Source organism: Rubrivivax benzoatilyticus JA2 = ATCC BAA-35 (assembly GCF_000190375.1).
GTDB lineage: Bacteria > Pseudomonadota > Gammaproteobacteria > Burkholderiales > Burkholderiaceae_C > Rubrivivax > Rubrivivax benzoatilyticus.
The window spans coordinates 1-19,891 of record NZ_AEWG01000142.1 but is presented as its reverse complement, the minus strand read 5'-3'; the positions used below and the strand labels follow the sequence as shown (position 1 = coordinate 19,891).

The 19,891-nt window shown below is 73.7% G+C and carries 19 protein-coding genes; 12 read left to right on the top strand and 7 right to left on the bottom strand.

What is annotated here, in order from left to right; genetic code table 11:
- From RBXJA2T_RS15630 to RBXJA2T_RS20975, 5 genes are all read right to left on the bottom strand, one after another.
- On the bottom strand, positions 1-283 hold a 283-nt coding region (locus tag RBXJA2T_RS15630), incomplete at its 3' end, for a hypothetical protein (RefSeq protein WP_202796741.1).
- 125 nt (positions 284-408) lie between these two features.
- Positions 409-2,349, bottom strand: coding sequence for a methyl-accepting chemotaxis protein (locus RBXJA2T_RS15625; RefSeq protein ID WP_009858378.1), 1,941 nt, complete (start codon positions 2,347-2,349; stop codon positions 409-411).
- A 137-nt stretch (positions 2,350-2,486) separates the two neighbouring features.
- Positions 2,487-2,786 carry a N(2)-fixation sustaining protein CowN gene (cowN, locus tag RBXJA2T_RS15620; protein WP_009858377.1) on the bottom strand — a complete coding sequence of 100 codons (300 nt, stop codon included), beginning with the start codon at positions 2,784-2,786 and terminating at the stop codon, positions 2,487-2,489.
- Positions 2,787-2,867: 81 nt separating this feature from the next.
- A complete protein-coding gene (locus RBXJA2T_RS15615; RefSeq protein WP_009858376.1) occupies positions 2,868-3,536 on the bottom strand; it encodes a Crp/Fnr family transcriptional regulator in 669 nt (222 codons plus the stop codon).
- Positions 3,537-3,635: 99 nt separating this feature from the next.
- A complete protein-coding gene (locus RBXJA2T_RS20975) occupies positions 3,636-5,150 on the bottom strand; it encodes a methyl-accepting chemotaxis protein (protein ID WP_009858375.1) in 1,515 nt (504 codons plus the stop codon).
- Positions 5,151-5,418: 268 nt separating this feature from the next.
- Here RBXJA2T_RS20975 and RBXJA2T_RS15605 point away from each other — a divergent pair, with 268 nt between their 5' ends.
- The 6 genes from RBXJA2T_RS15605 to RBXJA2T_RS15580 all read left to right on the top strand — a co-directional run bounded on the left by RBXJA2T_RS15605 (position 5,419) and on the right by RBXJA2T_RS15580 (position 13,418).
- Positions 5,419-5,907 (top strand): MarR family winged helix-turn-helix transcriptional regulator, encoded by a 489-nt coding sequence (locus tag RBXJA2T_RS15605; RefSeq protein ID WP_009858374.1) that lies wholly within the window; start codon positions 5,419-5,421, stop codon positions 5,905-5,907.
- A gap of 76 nt (positions 5,908-5,983) precedes the next feature.
- Positions 5,984-7,240 carry an AGE family epimerase/isomerase gene (locus RBXJA2T_RS15600; RefSeq protein WP_009858373.1) on the top strand — a complete coding sequence of 419 codons (1,257 nt, stop codon included), beginning with the start codon at positions 5,984-5,986 and terminating at the stop codon, positions 7,238-7,240.
- A gap of 131 nt (positions 7,241-7,371) precedes the next feature.
- Entirely contained in the window at positions 7,372-8,685 is a 1,314-nt protein-coding gene (locus RBXJA2T_RS15595; protein WP_009858372.1) for an ABC transporter substrate-binding protein, read from the top strand.
- A gap of 5 nt (positions 8,686-8,690) precedes the next feature.
- A complete protein-coding gene (locus RBXJA2T_RS15590) occupies positions 8,691-10,955 on the top strand; it encodes a sensor histidine kinase (protein ID WP_009858371.1) in 2,265 nt (754 codons plus the stop codon).
- A complete protein-coding gene (locus tag RBXJA2T_RS15585) occupies positions 10,952-11,392 on the top strand; it encodes a response regulator (RefSeq protein ID WP_009858370.1) in 441 nt (146 codons plus the stop codon). The genes RBXJA2T_RS15590 and RBXJA2T_RS15585 overlap by 4 nt, the downstream gene beginning before the upstream one ends.
- Before the next feature lies 1 nt (position 11,393).
- Complete coding sequence (locus tag RBXJA2T_RS15580) at positions 11,394-13,418, top strand: response regulator (RefSeq protein ID WP_009858369.1); 2,025 nt, start codon at positions 11,394-11,396, stop codon at positions 13,416-13,418.
- 27 nt (positions 13,419-13,445) lie between these two features.
- Here RBXJA2T_RS15580 and RBXJA2T_RS15575 read toward each other — a convergent pair whose 3' ends face one another.
- Positions 13,446-13,673, bottom strand: coding sequence for a hypothetical protein (locus RBXJA2T_RS15575; protein WP_009858368.1), 228 nt, complete (start codon positions 13,671-13,673; stop codon positions 13,446-13,448).
- Between the two features lie 279 nt (positions 13,674-13,952).
- On the opposite strand from RBXJA2T_RS15575, the gene RBXJA2T_RS15570 reads away from it, so the two are divergent.
- Positions 13,953-14,495 carry a helix-turn-helix domain-containing protein gene (locus RBXJA2T_RS15570; protein ID WP_009858367.1) on the top strand — a complete coding sequence of 181 codons (543 nt, stop codon included), beginning with the start codon at positions 13,953-13,955 and terminating at the stop codon, positions 14,493-14,495.
- 43 nt (positions 14,496-14,538) lie between these two features.
- On the top strand, positions 14,539-15,390 hold the full coding sequence (locus tag RBXJA2T_RS15565) for a UDP-2,3-diacylglucosamine diphosphatase (protein ID WP_009858366.1): 852 nt from the start codon (positions 14,539-14,541) through the stop codon (positions 15,388-15,390).
- 6 nt (positions 15,391-15,396) lie between these two features.
- On the opposite strand, the gene RBXJA2T_RS15560 is transcribed toward RBXJA2T_RS15565, so the two are convergent.
- Positions 15,397-16,560 (bottom strand): glycosyltransferase, encoded by a 1,164-nt coding sequence (locus RBXJA2T_RS15560; protein WP_009858365.1) that lies wholly within the window; start codon positions 16,558-16,560, stop codon positions 15,397-15,399.
- 94 nt (positions 16,561-16,654) lie between these two features.
- Here RBXJA2T_RS15560 and RBXJA2T_RS15555 point away from each other — a divergent pair, with 94 nt between their 5' ends.
- The 4 genes from RBXJA2T_RS15555 to RBXJA2T_RS15540 all read left to right on the top strand — a co-directional run bounded on the left by RBXJA2T_RS15555 (position 16,655) and on the right by RBXJA2T_RS15540 (position 19,849).
- A complete protein-coding gene (locus RBXJA2T_RS15555; protein WP_009858364.1) occupies positions 16,655-18,565 on the top strand; it encodes a pyruvate kinase in 1,911 nt (636 codons plus the stop codon).
- 73 nt (positions 18,566-18,638) lie between these two features.
- Positions 18,639-18,848, top strand: coding sequence for a hypothetical protein (locus tag RBXJA2T_RS15550; RefSeq protein ID WP_009858363.1), 210 nt, complete (start codon positions 18,639-18,641; stop codon positions 18,846-18,848).
- A 150-nt stretch (positions 18,849-18,998) separates the two neighbouring features.
- Positions 18,999-19,427, top strand: a complete 429-nt coding sequence (locus RBXJA2T_RS15545) for a PACE efflux transporter (RefSeq protein ID WP_009858362.1) — start codon at positions 18,999-19,001, stop codon at positions 19,425-19,427.
- 203 nt (positions 19,428-19,630) lie between these two features.
- Positions 19,631-19,849, top strand: coding sequence for a hypothetical protein (locus tag RBXJA2T_RS15540; protein WP_009858361.1), 219 nt, complete (start codon positions 19,631-19,633; stop codon positions 19,847-19,849).
- The last annotated feature ends 42 nt before the right edge of the window (positions 19,850-19,891 follow it).

The window sequence follows — 19,891 nt, the reverse complement described above, 5'->3', positions numbered from 1 at the left end:
CGCGCGGGCCGGCGGCCGGCGGCGGCGGTGCATCGGGCGCCGGCACCGGCGTGGCGCCGCGCGCGGCCAGCTCGGCGGCAAAGCGTTCGACACACAGCCGCACCAGCGTCGTCTCGGCCGCCTCGCAGGCGACGAGCACCCGCGCGCCGCCCAGCGGGCGGCCGGCGTCGGGCGCGCGCCACTGGGCGTCGATGCCTCGCGGGGTGGAGGAGCAGGCGGCGAGCGCGGCCAGCGCCGCGAACGCGGCGACCCGGCGGCCGCGCAACACCAGGGAACGGGACATCGTTGCGTGCATGAGGCAGGTTCTCCGTTGGAACGGCAAGCCTAGCGCCTCGCCGCCGGGGCGTCGAACACCGGCCACGCGAACAGGCGCGCCGCGACGCGCCATCGGATGCGGCGCCGGCCGCCTCAGCCGCGTTCGAGGCGGAAGACGCCGACGGCGGCCGACAGCCGCGCCGCCTGCTGGCGCAGGCTGTCGGCGGCCGCGGCGCTCTGCTCGACCAGCGCCGCGTTCTGCTGCGTCGTCCGGTCCAGGTCGCCGACGGCGGCGTTGACCTGGCCGATGCCTTCGGTCTGCTCGCTGCTGGCGGCGGTGATCTCGGCGATCAGCGTCGCCACGCGCTGCACCTGTTCGACGATGGCCTGCATCTCCTGGCCGGCCTCGCGCGCCAGCGCGCCGCCGGCGTCCACCGCCGCGGTGCTGCTGCCGATCAGCGTGCGCACCTCGCGCGCCGCCTCGGCGCTGCGCTGCGACAGCGCCCGCACCTCGCCGGCGACGACCGCGAAGCCGCGGCCGTGCTCGCCGGCGCGGGCCGCCTCGACGGCGGCGTTGAGCGCCAGGATGTTGGTCTGGAAGGCGATGGCGTCGATCGTGCCGACGATGTCGCCGATGCGCCGCGCGCCGGCCTCGATCTCAGCCATCGTCGCGGCCACCCGCTGCACGACCTCGCCGCCGCGGCCGGCGGCCTCGGCGGTGGCGCTGGCCATGCGGCTGGCCTGGGTCGCATGCTCGGACGTCTGGGCGACGGTGGCCGTCATCTGCTCCATGCTGGCCGCGGTCTGCTGCAGGCTGCTGGCCTGCTGCTCGGTTCGCGCGCTGAGGTCGGCGTTGCCGTTGGCGATCTCGCTGCTCGCGGTGGCGATCTGCCCGGCGTTGTCGCGCACCGTGCCGACCAGCGCGACCAGTTGCGCGCACATCGTGTGCATCGCGCGCAGCATGCGCTGGCCTTCGTCGCGCGCGTTCTCCGGCGGCAGCGGCAGCTGCCGGCTGAGGTCGCCGGCGGCGACCGCGTTGGCGGCGTCGATCGCGGTGGCCAGCGACCGGGCGCTGCGCCGGCCGATCTGCCACAGCAGCCCGCCAGTGCCCGCGCCCAGCAGCGCCATCAGCGCGCCGGCCCAGGCCAGCCGCTGCACGCGCGTGTCGGCGTACTGGCGCAGGTCGGCCTGCAGCGCCTGCACCGTGAGCTCGCCCAGCGCGTGCTGAAGGTCGATGACCTCGCTGGTGCGCCGCCACCAGTCGGCGCCGGGATGGTCCAGCACCGCCGCGTCGACGACCGCGCCGGTCGCGAAGTCCAGGCCCTGCATCACCGCCTCGCGGGCCTCGCGGGCGCGGGGGCCCAGCGCCGCGGCGAGGGCCGGGTCGGCGTCCATCGCGTGGTCCAGCGCCCGCGTCAGCTCGGCGCTGGCGCTGCGCACGCGCTCCACCAGCCCGGACAGCCGTGCACGCTCGGCCGGCGTGGCCTCGCCGCGCACCAGCAGGCCCATGCCGGCCCCGCGCAGCTGGCCGAGCAGCTCGCCCAGGCGCGGCAGGTGGTTCAGCGTCGCGTCCTGGAGAAAGTAGCCCGAGGCCAGCGGATGCAGCACGATCTCGGTGACCGCGGCGATGTCGTAGACCAGGTCCAGCTGCGCCGCGACGACGGCGGTGTGGCGCTGGAAGCTGGCCGGCGCCAGCACGCGGCGGGCGGCGACCTCCTCGGCCAGGCCGCGCTCCTCGTCGAGCAGGCGCACGAGGCGAGCAGCCAGCGCGGGCTCGTCCAGCGCCGCGACGCTGGCGCGCGCCGTCGCCGCCGCGGCGTCGATCTTCGTGCGCAGCGCGGCGCGCTGGGCCTCGGCCTCGGCGTTGCCGCCGAGCGCCGCGTTGGACAGGCCGCGGTGCTGCGCCGTCAGCCGCGCCAGCGCCATCAGCGCCGTGGCCGGCGGCAGGCCCTCGAGCTCATGGCGTGCCTGGCGAACCTGCTCCAGCGCCAGGTTCAGCGCCAGCGTGCCCGGCACCGCCAGCAGCGTGAACGCCAGCACGGCGATCAGCAGCAGCTTGTGCGACAGGGACCATCGATCGAGCAGTGCAAACACGGAGACATCCTTTCCACGAACCGGAACAGCAGTTCATCAATGCCAGTTCGTGGAATCGGATTTTTCGTTTTTGCAATTTAGAGTGTTTCCAGATGAACGCGTCGAACACCGTGCAGATCTTGGCAGGCGGCCGGCGCTCAGCAGCACTCCTCCTCGACACGGTCGAGCAGCGCGATCGCCGGCGCGTCCTGCCAGGCCTCGAAGTACTCGCGGATCTGGTTGAGGTGCGAATGCACCAGGAACAGGTCGTCCGGACGCGGGCCGGAGCCGCCGGTGCGCTTGCGGTCGAAGTAGTCCCAGAAGCGGTCGCGCCGACCGGGCACGGCGAGGTGGGTGTCGATGATCTCGATGATGCGCCGGGCGTTGCCGGCGCAGTCGATGCCGGCGAAGCTGACGTAGCGGTCGGTCTTGGGGCAGTCGCAGGGACGGTGGCTCACGGGGCGGGGCTCCGGTGGTGGACGACGACAGACAATGTCGACGGTGACGGCGGCGCGTGTCCGTCGGCCAGGCGACGTTCTTCACGCACCGCCGCGCCCGGCGACGAGTTCGAGCGCCTGCATCGCCTGGGCCGACGGGATGCGCAGGCAGCGCCGGCCGCGGCGCTCGAGCAGGCCTTCGCGCTGCCACTGGCTGACCAGCGCCGACACCGTCTGCCGGGTGCTGCCGAGCAGGCTGGCGATGTCCTCCAGGCTGAGATCCAGCGGCACCCGCCAGCCCTCGCCGTCGTGTTCGCCGCGGCGCTGCGCCAGCCCGAGCACGAAACGCGCGAGCCGTGCCGGCACCTCGCGAAAGGCCAGGTCCTCGACCAGCCCCACGGCGCCGGTGAGCAGGCGGCCGAGCACCGCCATCACCGGCGGCAGCAGCGCCGGGTCGTCGGCCAGCCGGGCCATGAAGGCACGCGTGTCGACGGTCCAGACCGTGGTCGCGGCGGCGGCGGTCACCCAGGCCGGAGAGTGCGTCGAATAGACGTCGCCGGGCTCGAGAAAGGCCAGCGTCAGCTCGCGGCTGGCGCCGGTGAGGTGCACACGCAGGCGTCCGCTGGCGACGAAGAAGACGAGGTTGCGGCCGTCGCCCGGCGCGCACAGGACCTGGCCGCGAGCCAGGCGCCGCGGCACGAAGCCCGGTGGCGGCGCGGCGGGCGCGGCGGCTGTCGCGAGTCCGACAAAGCTGGCGGCATGCGGGTGCATGCCGCCCATCAAGCAAACACGGGGCCGTGCGCAGCCGCCGCGGGCCGCACTTCGAGGCCGGACTGACGAGGATCAAGCCCGGCGTGCGGGCCCGACGCGTCAGGCCTGGCCGATCCGGAACACGCTGACCAGATCGGCCAGACGCGCGGCCTGGGCGCGCAGGCTCTCGGCCGCCGCGGCGCTCTGCTCGACGAGCGCGGCGTTCTGCTGGGTCACGCGGTCGAGCTGGCCGACGGCGTCGCCGACCTGGCCGATGTCGCGCGACTGCGCCACCGTCGCGCCGGAGATGTCGGCGATCAGCTGGCTGACCCGCTCGACCTTGGTGACGATGTCCTGCATCGACTGGCCGGCGTCGCTGACCTGCCGCGTGCCGGCCTCGACACGCTCGACGCTGGCGGTGATCAGGGTCTTGATCTCGCGCGCCGCCTCGGCGCTGCGCTGGGCCAGACTGCGCACCTCCCCGGCCACGACGGCGAAGCCGCGGCCCTGCTCGCCGGCCCGCGCGGCCTCGACCGCGGCGTTCAGTGCCAGGATGTTGGTCTGGAACGCGATGCCGTCGATGACGCCGATGATCTCGGCGATCTTCTGCGACGACGCGGCGATGTCGTGCATCGTCGTCACCGCCTGGCCGACAACCTTGCCGCCCTGGGCCGCAGCGCCGGCGGCGTCGCTGGCCAGCTCGTTGGCACGCTGCGCCGAGTCGGCGTTGTGGCGCACCGAGCCGGTCAGCATCTCCATCGACGAGGCGGTCTGCTGCAGGTTGCTGGCCTGCTCCTCGGTGCGCTGGCTGAGGTCGGTGTTGCCGGCGGCGACCTCGCCGCTGGCGGTCTGGATCGACTCGGCCGACTCGCGCACCTGGCCGACCAGGCGGCGCAGCGACTGCTGCATCTGCTGCAGCGAGCGCAGCAGCGCCGCGGTCTCGTCCTGGCCCTCGACACGCAGGTCTTCGCCGAGGTCACCGCGCGCGATGCGGTCGGCCGCCGACACCGCCTGCTGCAGCGGGTCGCACACCGACTGCAGCGTCAGCCACAGCGCCGGCAGCAGCACCGCCACGGCCAGCACCGTCATCGCCAGGCGCAGGTTGGCGGCCAGCGCCGAGGCGTCGGCCAGTTCCTGGCGGATCGTCGCCTGGCGCGACTGGCTGGCACGCAGCATCGCGTCGGCCGTGCCGTGCAGCGCCTTGACGTGCTCCTCGGCTTCCTCGGCGTAGGCCAGCGCGCCGGCGCTGTCCAGTACCGCCGACTGCAGCTTGTCCAGCAGCGGCCCGACGATGCCCGTGTACTGCTGCAACTGGCCCTGCTGCTGCTTGACCAGCGCCTCGATCGTCGTGTTGCCCGGATCGACCTTCGTCAGTTCGGCGTCCAGTGCCTGCACACGCTGCGCCTCGGCCTTCCACAGCCCGACGATGCGCTCGACCTCGACCGGGTTGGCGCCCGAGGCGATCGCGTCGGCCTGCAGCCGGCGCAGGTTGGTCAGCGACTCGCGCAGGCGCGCCACCGCGTCCGAGCCCTGCTGGGCGCTGTCGAACAGGGCTGCCGTGCGCTGCGTGACGATCCGGTTCTCGACCACGCCCCAGGCGCCCAGCCCCAGCAGCGCGGCGGTGAGCAGGGCCATCGAGGCCAGCAGTCGGGTTCGGAGCGTGAAACGACGTAGGAATCTGAGCATGAGGTCTGACGTGTCGGTTCGAACGGTGTCGCCGGAAACCGGCGAGGGTCATGGTCCCCTATCGTCCGGACAGGGGAAAAGTTGAATGCCGCGTGCGCCAACGGCTTCGCGTTCTGAGCGAGCGCAAGACCGGCCGGCCGCGATGCCCGCAGCGGGTGCCAAATTGACAACCGGCTTCCCTTACTGGAAACTGGTTGTCAGTTCGAGACGCACCACGATGGCCCATCCGACCGACGATCCCGCCCGCCTCGTCAGCACGCTGATGCAGGCGGTGCAGCGCCTGAGCAGCCGCCTGCTCGCACGCGGCGACGCCCTGCTCGAGCCGCTGGAGCTGAACTCCGCACGCTGGCAGGCGCTGGGCGCGATCTCCCAGGCCGGGCGGCCGCTGTCGGCGCCGCAGCTCGCCGAGGCCGTCGGCGTCACGCGCCAGGGCGCACAGAAGCAGCTGCACCTGCTGGCTCGCGAAGGCCTGGTCGCCGCGGCGGCGAACCCGCGCCACCAGCGTTCGCCGCTCTACGGCCTGACCGCCGCCGGCCGCCGCCAGCTCACCGCCGCCACGGCACTGCACGAGGCCTGGACGGCACGCCTGGCGGCCGGCCTGCCGGCGGCCGAACTCGCCGACGCGCTGGGTGTGCTCGAGGCGCTGCACGCGCGCCTGGCCGACGCACTGCCGCGCGGCCCGGCGGGCGCCACGGCGCGGCGCTGAACCCCGGCGCCAAGGACGGCTTTCGCGGCGCGGCAACGGCGTCGTATCGTCGCGGTTCAGCCGTCCGAGTCCACCGATGTCCGACCCCGTTGCCCCCGCGCCCGACGGCCGCGCGACCCCCGACTTCCGCTCGCCGGAGTTCCTGCGCCGCCACATCCGCGACACGCTCGCGTTCTACGCCGGCCGCGCCGCCGATCCCGGCGGCGGCTTCTTCCACTACTTTCTCGACGACGGCACGGTCTACGACCGGCGCACGCGCCACCTGGTCAGCAGCACGCGCTTCGTCGTCGTGCACGCGCAGGCGGCGCGCCACTTCGGCAGCGCCGACGACCTCGCGCTGGCGCGCCACGGCCTGCACTTCCTGCACGACGCCCATCGCCAGCCCGATGGCGGCTACGCCTGGCTGCTGGACTGGCACGCCGGCCGCGCCCGCGTGCTCGACACCACGAACCACGGCTACGGCCTGGCCTTCGTCGTGCTGGCGCACGCACATGCCGCGATGGCCGGCATCGCCGGCGCCCGCGAGGGCCTGGACGAGGCGCTCGAGCTGATGGAACGCCGCTTCTGGGAGCCCGACTGCGGCCTCTACGCCGACGAGGCCGACGCCGCCTGGCGGCTCGCGCCCTACCGCGGCCAGAACGCCAACATGCACGCCTGCGAGGCGATGCTGGCCGCGCACGAGGCCACCGGCGAGCCGCGCCACCTGGAGCGTGCGCTGTCGCTGGCCCAGGCCGTCACGCAGGGCCTGGCGTCGAAGGCCTCGGGCCTGGTCTGGGAGCACTGGCGCCGCGACGGCGACGGCCCCTGGACGATCGACTGGGACTACAACCGCCACGACCGCAGCAACATCTTCCGCCCCTGGGGCTTCCAGACGGGGCACCTCACCGAGTGGGCCAAGCTGCTGCTGCAGTTGCAGGCACGGCTGGCGCCGGCGCAGACCCCGGCGTGGATCGCGCCGACCGCCAGACGCTTCTTCGACACCGCGCTGGCCCACGGCTGGGACGCGCAGCACGGCGGCCTGGCCTACGGCTTCGCGCCCGACCGCAGCGTCTGCGACGCCGACAAGTACCACTGGGTGCAGGCCGAGAGCCTGGCCGCCGCGGCCTGGCTGGCCGTGCGTCTGGACGAACCCGGCGCCTGGGGCTGGTACGACCGGATCTGGGCCTACGTCTGGCGCCATTTCGTCGACCACCGGCACGGCGCGTGGTATCGCATCCTCGGCCCCGACAACCGCAAGCTGACCGACGAGAAGAGTCCCGCCGGCAAGACCGACTACCACGACATGGGCGCGTGCTGGGACGTGCTGCGCGTGCTGGGCGCGCTCGGCCGCTGACGCGGCGCCGCCGCGTCCGGCGGGCGTCGGCGCAACACCGGGCGGCGGCCGGCGCCGCAGCCGTTGCTCCGGCGGCCCGGACAGGCGACCATCCACGCCGCGGGCGGTGGCAAGCGCCCGGAAGGAGAACGATGAGGGCTTCGTTCTTTCGCCTCGCGTGCAGCCTCGCGGTGCTGTCGTCGCCGGCCTGGGCGGCCACCGAGATCGTCGTCGCGACGGTCAACAACGAGCACATGATCGAGATGCAGCGCCTGACGCCGCATTTCGAGCGTGCCAATCCCGACATCCGCGTGCGCTGGGTGACGCTGGAGGAGGCCGGGCTGCGCCAGCGCGTGGCCACCGACGTCGCGCGCGGCGCCACCCGCTACGACGTCGTCACGATCGGGATGTACGAGACCCAGGTCTGGGCCCGCAAGGGCTGGCTGCGGCCGATCGAGCCGCCGCCGGCCTATGACGTCGACGACCTGCTGCCGGCGATCCGCGCCGGGCTCTCGGTCGACGGCCGGCTCTACGCCGCGCCGTTCTATGGCGAGAGCTCGATGCTGTACTACCGGCGCGACCTCGCGGCGCGCGCCGGCATCAGCTTCGGCGAGCGCCCGACCTGGCGCGAGGTGCGCGCCGCGGCCGAGCGGCTGAACGACCCGGCGGCCGGCGTGCACGGCATCTGCCTGCGCGGCAAACCCGGCTGGGGCGACAACATGGCGCTGCTGCTGACGATGGTCAACGGCTTCGGCGGCCAGTGGTTCGACATGGCCTGGCGGCCGCAGCTCGAGACCCGCCCCTGGCGCGAGGCCGTGACGCTCTACGTCGAGCTGCTGCAGCGCTGGGGCCCGCCGGGCTCGGCGGCCAACAGCTACAACGAGCTGCTGACGCTGTTCCGCGCCGGCCGCTGCGCGATCTGGGTCGACGCGACGATCGCCGCCGGTTTCGTCTCCGACCCCGCCGGCAGCAGCGTCGCCGGACGCGTCGGCTTCACCCAGGCGCCTTATGCGGTGACGACCAAGGGCGCGAACTGGCTCTGGGCCTGGTCGCTGGCGGTGCCGACCTCGAGCCGGCACCCGCAGCCGGCGCGCCGCTTCGTCACCTGGGCCACGTCCAAGGAGTACACGGCGCTGGTGGCACGCGAGCGCGGCTGGGCCGCGGTGCCCACCGGGACACGGCGCTCGACCTACGCCAACCCGGCGTTCCAGCGTGTCGCCGGCCACTTCGCGGCCGCCGAGAAGAAGGCCATCGACAGCGTCGACCCTGGCGACAGCACGCTGCCGCGCAGCCCCTACCAGGGCGTGCAGTACGCGGCGATTCCCGAGTTCCAGACCATCGGCGTCGCCGTCGGCCAGCAGATCGCCGCCGCGCTCACCGGCCGCACGACGGTGGAGCAGGCGCTGCGCGCCTCCCAGGCCGCCGCCGACCGCGAGATGCGCGCCGGCGGCTACTACGGCAACTGAAGCCGATGCTGCCCCGCTGGCTCGACCCCCGCCGCAGCCTGCGCGCACGTTTTGCGCTGATCCTCGGCGGCAGCGGCCTGGCACTGGCGCTGCTGACGGCGGCGGTGGTCGGCCACGTGCAGCGCGGCCAGCTCGTCGAGCAGCAGGGTCAGTCGATGCGGCGCGAGGCCCTGCTGCTGGCGCGCACGCTCGACGGCGCGCTGCGCCAGCGCCTGGAACAGCTGCAGGCCACCGCCGACCACCCGCTGCTGGCCAGCGGGCTGTTCGAGGCCGGCGACGCCCGGCTGCTGCTCGAAGGCCTGCGTGCGCAGCAGCCGGCGCTGGCCTGGGTGGCCATCGTCTCGACCGACGGGCGTGTGCAGGTGGCCACCAACGCGCTGCTCGAAGGTGCCGACCTGCGTGGCGAACCGTGGTTCGAGCCGGCGACGCAGGCACCCTGGATCGGCGGGCGCCGGCCGGCCGGTGCGCTGGCCGCCAGCCTGGGCCTCGACGACGGCGAACCGCCGCCGCTGATCGACCTCGGCGTGCCGATGACCGACATGACCGGCCGCCCGATCGGCGTGCTCGCGGCGCGCCTGCACTGGGACTGGCTGCGCGACCTGCACCGCTCGCTGCAGCGCGGCATGTCGGCGGAAACCGGCATCGAGAGCATCGTGCTCGACCGCGAGCAGCGCGTGCTGCTCGGCCCGGCGGCCTGGCTGGACCGCCCGGCGCCGCTGCCGCCCGACCCCGACAACCCGCCGCACATTGCCGCCTGGCCGGGCGAAGGCGAGTACCTGAGCGACTGGGAACGCAGCCCCGGCGGCCCCGGCAGCTCGGGGCTGACGGTGCTGCTGCGCCAGCCCGCCGTCCTCGCCTTCCGTCCCGCCGACGAGATGTCGCGACGGCTGCTGGTGCTGGGCAGCACCGGCGCGCTGGCGTTCATGCTGCTCAGCGTCTGGCTGGCCTCGCGCGTCGCGCGGCCGATCGGCGATCTGTCGGCCGCGGCGCTGCGCGTCGTGCACGAGCAGCCGCCGCGTTTCGCGGCGATGCCGGCGCGGCGCCAGGACGAGGTCGCCGATCTCGCGCACGCGCTGCGCCGGCTGCACGACGAGCTCTCGCGCCGGCTCGCCGAGCAGCAGCTGGCCACCGCACGCTACGAAACCCTGTTCCGCGACGCGCCGGTGGCGATCTACGTCGCGCTCGACGACCGGCTGCAGATCGCCAACCAGGCCTGCCTGCGCCTGTTCGGCGCGGCCTCGATCGCCGAGCTGCGCGGACGCAGCACGGCCGAGCTGTTCGCTGCCGACGACGCCGAACTGGCCCGACGGCGCCTGGAGCAGCAGGCCGCGCTGGCCGCCGGCGGCGCCCCGGGCCCGGCGCTCGAGCACCGCATCCGGCGGCTCGACGGCGGCCAGGCCGACGTCGAGTCGACCGTGATGCTGCTGGCGCTGGCCGACGGCCAGGGCGTGCAGGTCGTGCTGCACGACATCACCGAGCAGCGCCAGGCGCAGGCGGCGCTGCGCGAGCTCAACGCCCAGCTCGAGGCGCGTGTCGCCGCACGCACCGCCGAGCTGCAGGCCGCCAATGCCGAGCTCGACGCCTTCGCCTACGCCGTCTCGCACGACCTGCGCGCGCCGCTGCGCGCGATGACCGGCTTCTCGCAGGCCCTGATCGAGGACCACGGCGACAAGCTGGAGCCCGAGGCCCGCGGCTATCTCGACCAGGTCGTGCTCGCCGGACAGCGCATGGGTGACCTCGTCGAAGGCCTGCTGACGCTGTCGCGCACGCTGCGCGGCGCGCTGTCGGTGGCGCCGGTGGACCTGTCGGCGCTGGCCGCGCAAGCCGCAGCCGACCTGCGCCGCGCCGAGCCCGCGCGCCAGGTCGAGGTCGAGATCGAGCCCGGCCTGGTCTTCGACGGCGACCGGCGCATGCTCGCCGCGCTGGTCGGCAACCTGGTCGGCAACGCCTGGAAGTACTCGGCCGGACGCGCCGACGCACGCATCCACGTCCATGCGCTCAGCCGTGACGGGGAGCGCTGGTTCTGCGTGGAGGACAATGGCGCCGGCTTCGACATGGCGCATGCCGGAAGGCTGTTCAAGGCCTTCGCGCGGCTGCACCGGCAGGACGAGTTTCCCGGTCTCGGGATCGGCCTGGCGACCGTGCAGCGCATCGTCAACCGCCACGGCGGGCGCATCGAGGCCGAAGGTCACCCGGGCCGGGGGGCCTGCTTCCGTTTCACCCTGCCGCCACGGCCGCAGGCCGGCCAGAACGAAGGAGCGACGGCATGAGCGAGCGTGTGATCCTGCTCGTCGAAGACAACCCGCAGGACGAGTTGCTGACGCTGCGCGCGCTGAACCGGGCACGGGTCGCCAACCGCGTCGACGTCGTGCGCGACGGCCAGCAGGCGCTGGACTACCTGTTCCGCGCCGGCGAGTTCGCCACGCGCCCGGGCCCGGACCTGCCGACCGTCGTGCTGCTGGACATCGGCCTGCCCCGGCTGACCGGGCTGGAGGTGCTGGCGCGGCTGCGTGCCGACGAGCGCACACGCTGCCTGCCGGTCGTCGTGCTGACCTCCAGCGACGAGGACACCGACCGCATCGCCAGCTACGAAGGCGGCGCCAACAGCTTCGTGCGCAAGCCGGTGGACTTCGGCGAGTTCGCCGAACGGGTCGCCGGCCTCGGCGTGTACTGGCTGGCGACCAACGAACCGCTGAACCGGGGATGAGATGAGCTCCTGCCCGCCGGCCGGCAAGGCCGACCGCATCCTCGTCATCGAGGATCTCGAGACCGACTACCAGCTGCTGCGGCGCCAGCTGCAGCAGCACGGCCTCGGGGCCGACTGCCGCCGCGCCGCGTCGCCGGAGGCCGTTCGCGCAGCGCTCGCCGAAGGCGGCTGGCAGCTGGTGCTGGCCGACCACTCGCTGCCTGGGCTGGACTTCGACGCCACGCTCGCCGAGGTGCGCCTGCGGCTGCCCGAGGTGCCGGTGATCCTCGTCACCGGGACCATCGGCGAGGAGCTGGCGGTCGACCTGCTGCGCCGCGGCGTCGCCGACTTCGTGCTCAAGGACCGCATGGCGCGGCTGATCCCGGCCATCGAGCGCTGCCTCGAGGACGTGCAGCGGCGGCGCGAGGCCGCGCGTGCGGCGCAGGCGCTGGCCGACAGCGAGGCCTTCAACCGCACCATCGTCGGCTCGCTGGGCGACGGCCTGTTCGTCGCCCAGGACCGGCGTTTCGTCTTCGTCAACCCGGCACTGCCGGCGCTGCTGGGTTACGACCGCCTGGACTTCGAGGGCCGCGGCTTCGACGAGACCCTCGCGCCGGAGTCGCTGCCGCTGTGGGACGAGCGTTACCAGGCACGGCTGGCGCCGCCGACGCCCGAGCCCGAGCGCCATGACGACGTTGCGCTGCTGCACCGCGACGGCCATCGTGTCTGGATGGAACTGCGCGCGGCGCGCTTCGAACACCGGGGTCGGCCGGCGGTGCTGGGCCTGCTGCGCGACATGACCGAGCGCCGGCGCATCGTCGCCGAGCTCGAACGCCACCGCCACCACCTGGAGGTGCTGGTCGAGGAGCGCACGCGCAAGGCCGAGGCGGCCAACCGCGCCAAGAGCGCCTTCCTGGCCAACATGAGCCACGAGATCCGCACCCCGCTGAACGCCATCACCGGCATGGTCCATCTGCTGCAGCGCGAGGCGTCGCCGCAGCAGCAGCGTTCGCTGTCGGTCATCGCGCGCGCCGTCGACCACCTGCTGTCGCTGGTCAACGACGTGCTGGACCTGTCCAAGATCGAGTCCGGCAAGCTGACGCTCGAGACGGTGGACTTCGCGCTCGACGAGGTGCTCGAGCGTGCACGCGGCCTCGTCGCCGACCTGGCGGCCGAGAAACACCTGACGCTGTCGGTGGACAACCGTGCCGCTGGCGCCCGGCTGCGTGGCGACCCGACGCGGCTGGCCCAGCTGCTGCTGAACCTGCTGGGCAACGCGGTGAAGTTCACCGACCGCGGCGAGATCCGCCTGACCTGCGCCGTCGACGCCAGCGAGGCCGCCGCACCACGGCTGCTGCTCGAGGTGAGCGACACCGGCATCGGCATCGAGGCCGCGCGGCTGGCGCAGCTGTTCGCGCCTTTCCAGCAGGCCGACAGCTCGACGACGCGGCGCTTCGGCGGCACCGGCCTCGGGCTGGCCATCTGCCGCCACCTCGTCGAGCTGATGCACGGGCGCATCGACGTGCGCAGCGTGCCGGGCCAGGGCAGCACCTTCTGCATCGAGGTCAGGCTGCAGCGCGCCCAGGACGAGGCCGAGCGTGCGGCGGCACCCGCGCCGGGCATGGACCTGGAGACCCTGGTCCGCCAGCGCCACGCCGGTGCCCGCGTGCTGGTGGCCGAGGACAACGAGATCAACCAGCTGGTCGCCGAAGAGCTGCTGGAATGCGCCGGGCTGGTCGTCGACCTGGTCGGCGACGGCCGGCAGGCCGTCGAGCGTGCGGCGGCCAACGCCTACGCGGCGATCCTGATGGACGTGCAGATGCCGGTGCTCGACGGGCTGCAGGCCACCCGGGAGATCCGCGCCCGCCCCGGCGGCGAACACGTGCCGGTGATCGCGATGACCGCCAACGCCTTCGGCGAGGACCGCGAGGCCTGTCTGGCCGCCGGCATGAACGACCACCTGCCCAAGCCGGTGGCCGCCGAGCGGCTGTACACGCAGTTGCTGCGCTGGCTGCCGGCCGGGGAGACGGCGCGGCCCCGCCGCTGAGACCCCGCGCGCACGCGGGGCCGGGGCTCAGTGGTCGAGCTCGGCGTAGCCCGAGACGATCAGCCAGGCGTCGTGGCGTTCGACACACAGCTCCACCCGGTCCCCCGGGTGCAGATGCGCGAAGTCGGCGCCGGGCGTGCTCTTGGTGACGGTCCATTCGCGCTGGTCGTCGCCGTCGAGGTAGGCCAGCCCGGTACGGGGCAGGATCTCGCGGACGACGGCCCGGACGATCGACGGGTGCGACGCAGTGGACATGCGGTTCTCCTGACGGGGTGTCACCAGCCAGCCGCCACGGCGGCCGGCCTGCCGATTAGGCGCCCGGGCGCCGGTGGGGATTTGATGCAGCCCAAGCCGGGCCGAACCGCGCCCGGCGCGGCGGCCCGGCGCGGGCTGCTGCATCATCGCGCCGGCGGGGCGACCCGACAGCCGCCGGACACGCCACTGTCGCGTCGCTGTCGCCGTCTGTCGTGGCGCTGACGTCGCGCGCCGCCGCCGGGACGGGCAAGCTGAAGCCGTCGATTGCAGGGACACACGATGCTGGTTCAGAAACTGAGGATCCAACGCGGCTGGTCGCAGCAGCAGCTCGCCGAGCTGAGCGGCCTGAGCGTGCGCACCATCCAGCGCATCGAGCGCGGCCAGCCGGCCAGCGCGGAAACCCTGAAATCGCTGGCGTCGGTCTTCGAGATCGACTTTTCAGTGCTGATGCCGGCCGACGCGCCGGCGCCCGAACCGGAGACCGCGATGGCCGCCGAAACCCCGCCCCCGCCTGCCGCCCCGCCCGCCACCACCGCGTCGGCCGACGCCGCCCGCCTCAGCGCCGAGGAACGCCTGGCGCTGCGCCACGTGCGCCGCCTGCGCGCGTTCTACGGCCAGCTGGCGAGCTACGCCGGGGTGATGCTGATGCTGCTGGCGATCAACCTGCTGACGACGCCGGGTTATCTCTGGGTCGTGTGGCCGGCGCTGGGCTGGGGCATCGGTCTGGTGGTTCAGGCCGCAGGCGTCTGGGGCCCGTCGCGTTTCCTCGGCCCGGAATGGGAGCGCCGTCAGATCGAGAAGCGCCTGGGCCGCCCGCTCTGAGCCGTCACCACGGCGTCACGCCGGCCGGCGACGATGCCGGTCCATGCAGACGGCGCCCCCCTCCCCGCCCGACGCCCGAGACGGCGCCGCGGACGGCGTGCCGCTGCGGGTGCGCACGGCCTGGATCTCCGACATCCACCTCGGCACACCCGGCTGCCAGGCGCAGGCGCTGCTCGCCTTCCTGCGTGACCTGGAGTGCGAGACGCTGTACCTCGTCGGCGACATCGTCGACGGCTGGCAGTTGAAGCGCAGCTGGTACTGGCCGCAGGCCCACAACGACGTCGTGCAGAAGATCCTGCGCAAGGCGCGCAAGGGCACACGCGTGGTCTTCGTGCCCGGCAACCACGACGGTTTCGCGCGCCGTTACGTCGAGCTGAGCTTCGGCGGCGTCGAGGTCGTCGAGGACTGCCTGCACGAGACCGCCGACGGCCGCGTGCTGTGGGTCACGCACGGCGACCTGTTCGACGGCATCGTGCAGCACGCGCGCTGGCTGGCCCACGTCGGCGACGCCGCCTACACGCTGGCGCTGGAACTGAACCGCTGGTTCAACCGCGCCCGCGAGCACTTCGGCCTGCCGTACTGGAGCCTGTCGGGCTACCTGAAGCACAAGGTCAAGCGCGCGGTCAGCTACATCGACGACTTCGAGACCGTGCTCGCGCACGAGGCGCGCCGGCGCGGCGCGCACGGCGTCGTCTGCGGCCACATCCACCACGCCGAGATCCGCACGATCGACGGCGTGCTCTATTGCAACGACGGCGACTGGGTCGAGAGCCTGACGGCGCTGGTCGAACACGCCGACGGCCGGCTGGAGATCGTGCGCGGCGGCAAGCGCCCGCAGCCGACGGCGCTGCCGGCGCCCGCCGAGGCCCTGCCCGAGGCCGAGCCGGTCGCCTGACGCGGCTCAGGCGGGCAGCGCCTCGGCGATGGCGGCGGCGGCCGCCGGCGCGCGGCGCGAGCGCAGCAATTCGTCGAAGACCTGCAGCACCTCGGCGGCACCGCGGTTGTCCACCCAGCGCACACGCGCCTGGTACTGCGGCAGGCGCTGCAGCAGCTCGGCCATCGCGCCGGGCAGCTCGCGCAGCGAGCCCACCGCCAGCCCCAGGCCCAGCTCGCGCAGCCACTGCACGTTGTAGCGTTCCTGCGGCAGCGTCGACGCGTTCTCGAAGGTCAGCACCGGCAGCCCGAGCTGCACCGCCTCGCTGATCGAACCCGGCCCCGGCTTGCCGACGAAGACGTCGGCCAGCTGCAGCACACGCGGCACGTTCTGCGTGAAACCCAGCGCGACATGCGGCGCCGCGCGGCGCATCGCCGCCAGCTCGGCCTGCAGCGCGCTGTTGTGGCCGCACAGCAGCACCAGCTGCACGTCGCCCAGCGCGCGCGCGATCTTCAGCATCTGGCGCGAGCCATGGCCGCCGAACATCACCGCGGCCACCGGGCGATCGGGGTCCAGCCCGAGCGCGGCGCGCTCGGCGCGCCGGTCCAGCGCCTGCGGGTGGTGGAAGGCCGGCCGCAGCACCATGCCCGAGACGTGGTGCAGCCGCGACGCCGGCACGCCGGCGGCACGCGCCTGCTCGGCGGCGCGCGGCGTGCCGCAGACCAGGTGCTGCTGGACCCGCGGCTCGATCCAGAAGCGCGGCGGATGGTCGGCCAGATCGGTCATCACGGTGACGAACGGCAGGCCGTTGCCGGCCGCCTGCACCGACTCGGCGAGCACCCGGTTGAAGTTCGGCACCACCGAGACCACCAGGTCGGGCCGGCTGGCCAGCCAGTGGCGGCGCAGCGCGGCGAGCATCGGCCGGTGGGCCAGCCGGATCAGGCCCTGCAGCAGCTTGAGCTCGTGCGCCAGCCCGGCGGTCCAGCCGCGGCGCAGGCGCAGGTTGTAGTAGTCCTCGGGCTCGAAGCCGGTCAGGCGCTGGAAGCTCGCGCCCGGGTCCAGCACGCGCACCAGGTTGACCGGGCGCAGCGTCCACGGCCGGCCCTGTTCCTGGGCCGTCTCCTGCAGCGCCTGCACCGCGGCCCGGTGGCCGCCGCCGGCGTTGAAGTAGACGAGGTCGATCGTCGTCATGGCCGCATGCTGGGGCCGCGGCGTGACGCGGCGGTGACGGTCACGAAAGCGCCACGCGGCGGGCGCAGAGTGGCCACGGGGAGAACACCGACCGATGGACCGTACCACCGACGCCAACGCCACCACCCGCGAAGCCGCCGCCTCCGGCCCCTGGGACCATCCGGCCTGCGAGGCCCTGATCGCCGAGCTGCAGGTGCTGCGCGAGTCGATGCTCGAACACGAGGCCCGGCTGGCGCCGCAGCTGGCCGCCGTCGACCCGGCCTACCGTGCCAGCGCCGCCAACCTCGCGCACTACCTGGCGCTGCGCCGCTACGACCTGCGCCGCGTGCAGCAGCGGCTGGCGGCGATCGGCCTGTCCTCGCTGGGCCGCGCCGAAACCCATGTGCTGGCCAACCTGGACCAGGTGCTGGGCATCCTGCACCGGCTCGTCGGCCACGAAGGGCGCCTGCCCGCCCGGCCCGAGCCCACCGGGCTCAGCGAAGGCGCGCGGCTGCTGGCCCGGCACACCGAGGCGCTGCTGGGCGCCGCACCGGCCGAACGCAGCGCCCGCATCATGGTCACGCTGCCCGGCGAGGCGGCCCACGACGACACGCTGGTGGCTGCGCTGGTGGCCGCCGGCATGGACATCGCGCGCATCAATTGCGCCCACGACGACGCCGCGGCCTGGGTCGCGATGGCCGCGCGCGTGCGCCACCACGCCCGGCGCTGCGGCCGGCCGGTGCGTGTGCTGATGGACCTGGGCGGCCCGAAGCTGCGTACCGGCGCGCTGTGCGCCGGGCCGGCGGTGGTGCACCTGAAACCCGAACGCGACGCGCTCGGCCGTGTCGTCCAGCCGGCGCGCCTGGGCCTGCGCGCTGCCGGTGACGGCGCCGAGCTGCCCGGCGCCGCGCTGACGCTGGCCGTCGAGCGCGACTGGCTGGAAACGCTGGACGTCGGCGACCGCGTCGAGCTCGTCGACACGCGCGGCCGCCCGCGCCGCCTGCGGGTCGCCGAACGGGCCGCAGCCGGCGTGCTGCTGGAATGCCGCCGCAGCCTGTGGCTCGCCGACACGACCGAGATCCGGCGTGCCGGCGACACGCACGGCGCCCGGCTGCAGGCGCTGCCGCGCGAGCCCGGGGCGCTGTGGCTGCAGCGCGGCACGCGGCTCGTGCTGCAGCCCGAGCGCGACGGCCACCCGGCCGACCCCGGCGCCACGCCGCCGGCCATCGGCTGCACGCTGCCGCAGGCGCTGGCCCAGGCGCGCAAGGGCGACCGCGTCTGGTTCGACGACGGCCATCTGGGCGGCGTCGTGCGCCGCAGCGGCACGCGCAAGGTGGAGGTCGAGATCACCCACGCCCGCGACGGCGGCCAGAAGCTCGGTGCCGACAAGGGCATCAACCTGCCCGACACCGAACTCGACCTGCCGGCGCTGACCGCGCAGGACCTCGCCGACCTGCCGACGGTGGCCGCGCACGCCGACCTCGTCGGCCTGTCGTTCACGCAGTCGGCCGCCGACGTGCAGGCGCTGCGCGCCGCGCTCGCCGCACTGCCCGGCCCGGCCCCGGCGCTGATGCTGAAGCTGGAGACGCGGCGCGGCTTCGAGGCCCTGCCCGAGATCCTGCTGGCGGCAATGGCCGGCCCGGCGGCCGGCGTGATGATCGCGCGCGGCGATCTGGCGGTGGAGTGCGGCTTCGAACGCCTGGCCGAGGTGCAGGAGGAGATCCTCTGGGCCTGCGAGGCCGCGCACCTGCCGGTGGTCTGGGCCACGCAGGTGCTCGAGGGCCTGGCCAAGACCGGCCAGCCCAGCCGCGCCGAGATCACCGACGCGGCGATGGCCGGCCGCGCCGAATGCGTGATGCTCAACAAGGGCCCGCACGTCGTCGACGCGATCCGCACGCTCGACGACATCCTGCGCCGCATGCAGGCCCACCAGGACAAGAAGCGGCCGCTGCTGCGCGCGCTGAAGTCCTGGGGCGCACCGGCGGTGGCGCCGCAGAAGCGGCCGCGGATGGTGCAGGTCAAATGACCGCCGGCGCTCGCGCCGGACAATCGCAGCCCGCGGCGGGCCGGCCCTCATCCCGGCCGACGGCCGAGCATCGATGGGCCCGCTTCAACACAACAGCCACGTCCTGTATCGCGTCGTCGAGGTCGTCCGCGGCGCCGACGGCCGGCTGCAGAAGATCCACGCCGCCTACCACGCCGACCTGGCCTACGTGCGCCGGCACGCGGCCTTCGTCGCCGAACGCACGCAGGCCGCGCGGCTGTACATCGCCGACCACACCGGCCAGGTCGTGCAGCGGCTGATCTGAGGCCGCACCGCCAGGCCGGCGAAGCGGCCTTGCGCTAGAGTCGCGGCCGCATCCGCGCGTCGCGGGTGCGGCAGCAGGACGACCTCGCTGAACCGGTTCGCAGGGGACGGCCCCGACACGCATGGAGTGCGTATGAACTGGTCTGCAACGATGTCGCCCACCACCCGCCGCGTGGTCCAGGCGATCCTGTACGAAATCGGCGCCGTGTCCTTCGTCGGGCCGGCGCTGAGCTGGGGCTTCGACCAGCCGGTGGGCGAGTCGCTGGCGCTGGCGCTGCTGATGTCGGCCATCGCGCTGGGCTGGAACTACGTCTTCAACGGGCTGTTCGAGGCCTGGGAGGCGCGCCAGGCGGTCAAGGGCCGCTCGGCCCGGCGCCGGCTGGTGCACGGCATCGGCTTCGAGGGCGGCCTGGCGATCCTGCTGGTGCCGCTGGCCGCCTGGTGGCTGCAGACGACGCTGCTCGCCGCGCTGCTGGCCGAGATGGTGCTGCTGGCCTTCTTCTTCGTCTACGCGATCGTGTTCACCTGGGCCTTCGACCGGGTGTTCGGGCTGCCGCGCTCGGCCGGCGGCGCGGCCTGAGGCGCCGCCGCCATGACCACCCGAGCCGGCCCCTCGCCCCTCCCCGTCGACTGACAAGGTGGCCGCAGCGCGACGCGTGTCACAGGCCGGCAGGACCTCGCCCCCTATACTGAGGGTTCGTTTTGTGTGCGTTTGCAACAGATGGCGCACCCTTCCGGCGACCCAGTGCCGACAGCGCCCAATCACCCAGAGAGAAGAACGACATGTCGAAGCTGCTTGACCTGATGCGAAAACTCGGAAGTGATGCCGCGCTGAACAGCGAATACGAAAAGGACCCGCAAGCGGTGATCCGCCGTTTCGGCCTGTCGGCGGAGGAAGGCGCGGCGCTGCTGGCGAAGGACTACGAGGCGATCAAGCGTCTCACCGGGCTGAAAGATGGGCAGTACACCATCAACCACACCGTACGCGCCTACGACCAGTAGCCTGACGCGAGCGTCGAGCACCTCCATGCGCCGCTGCCGGTC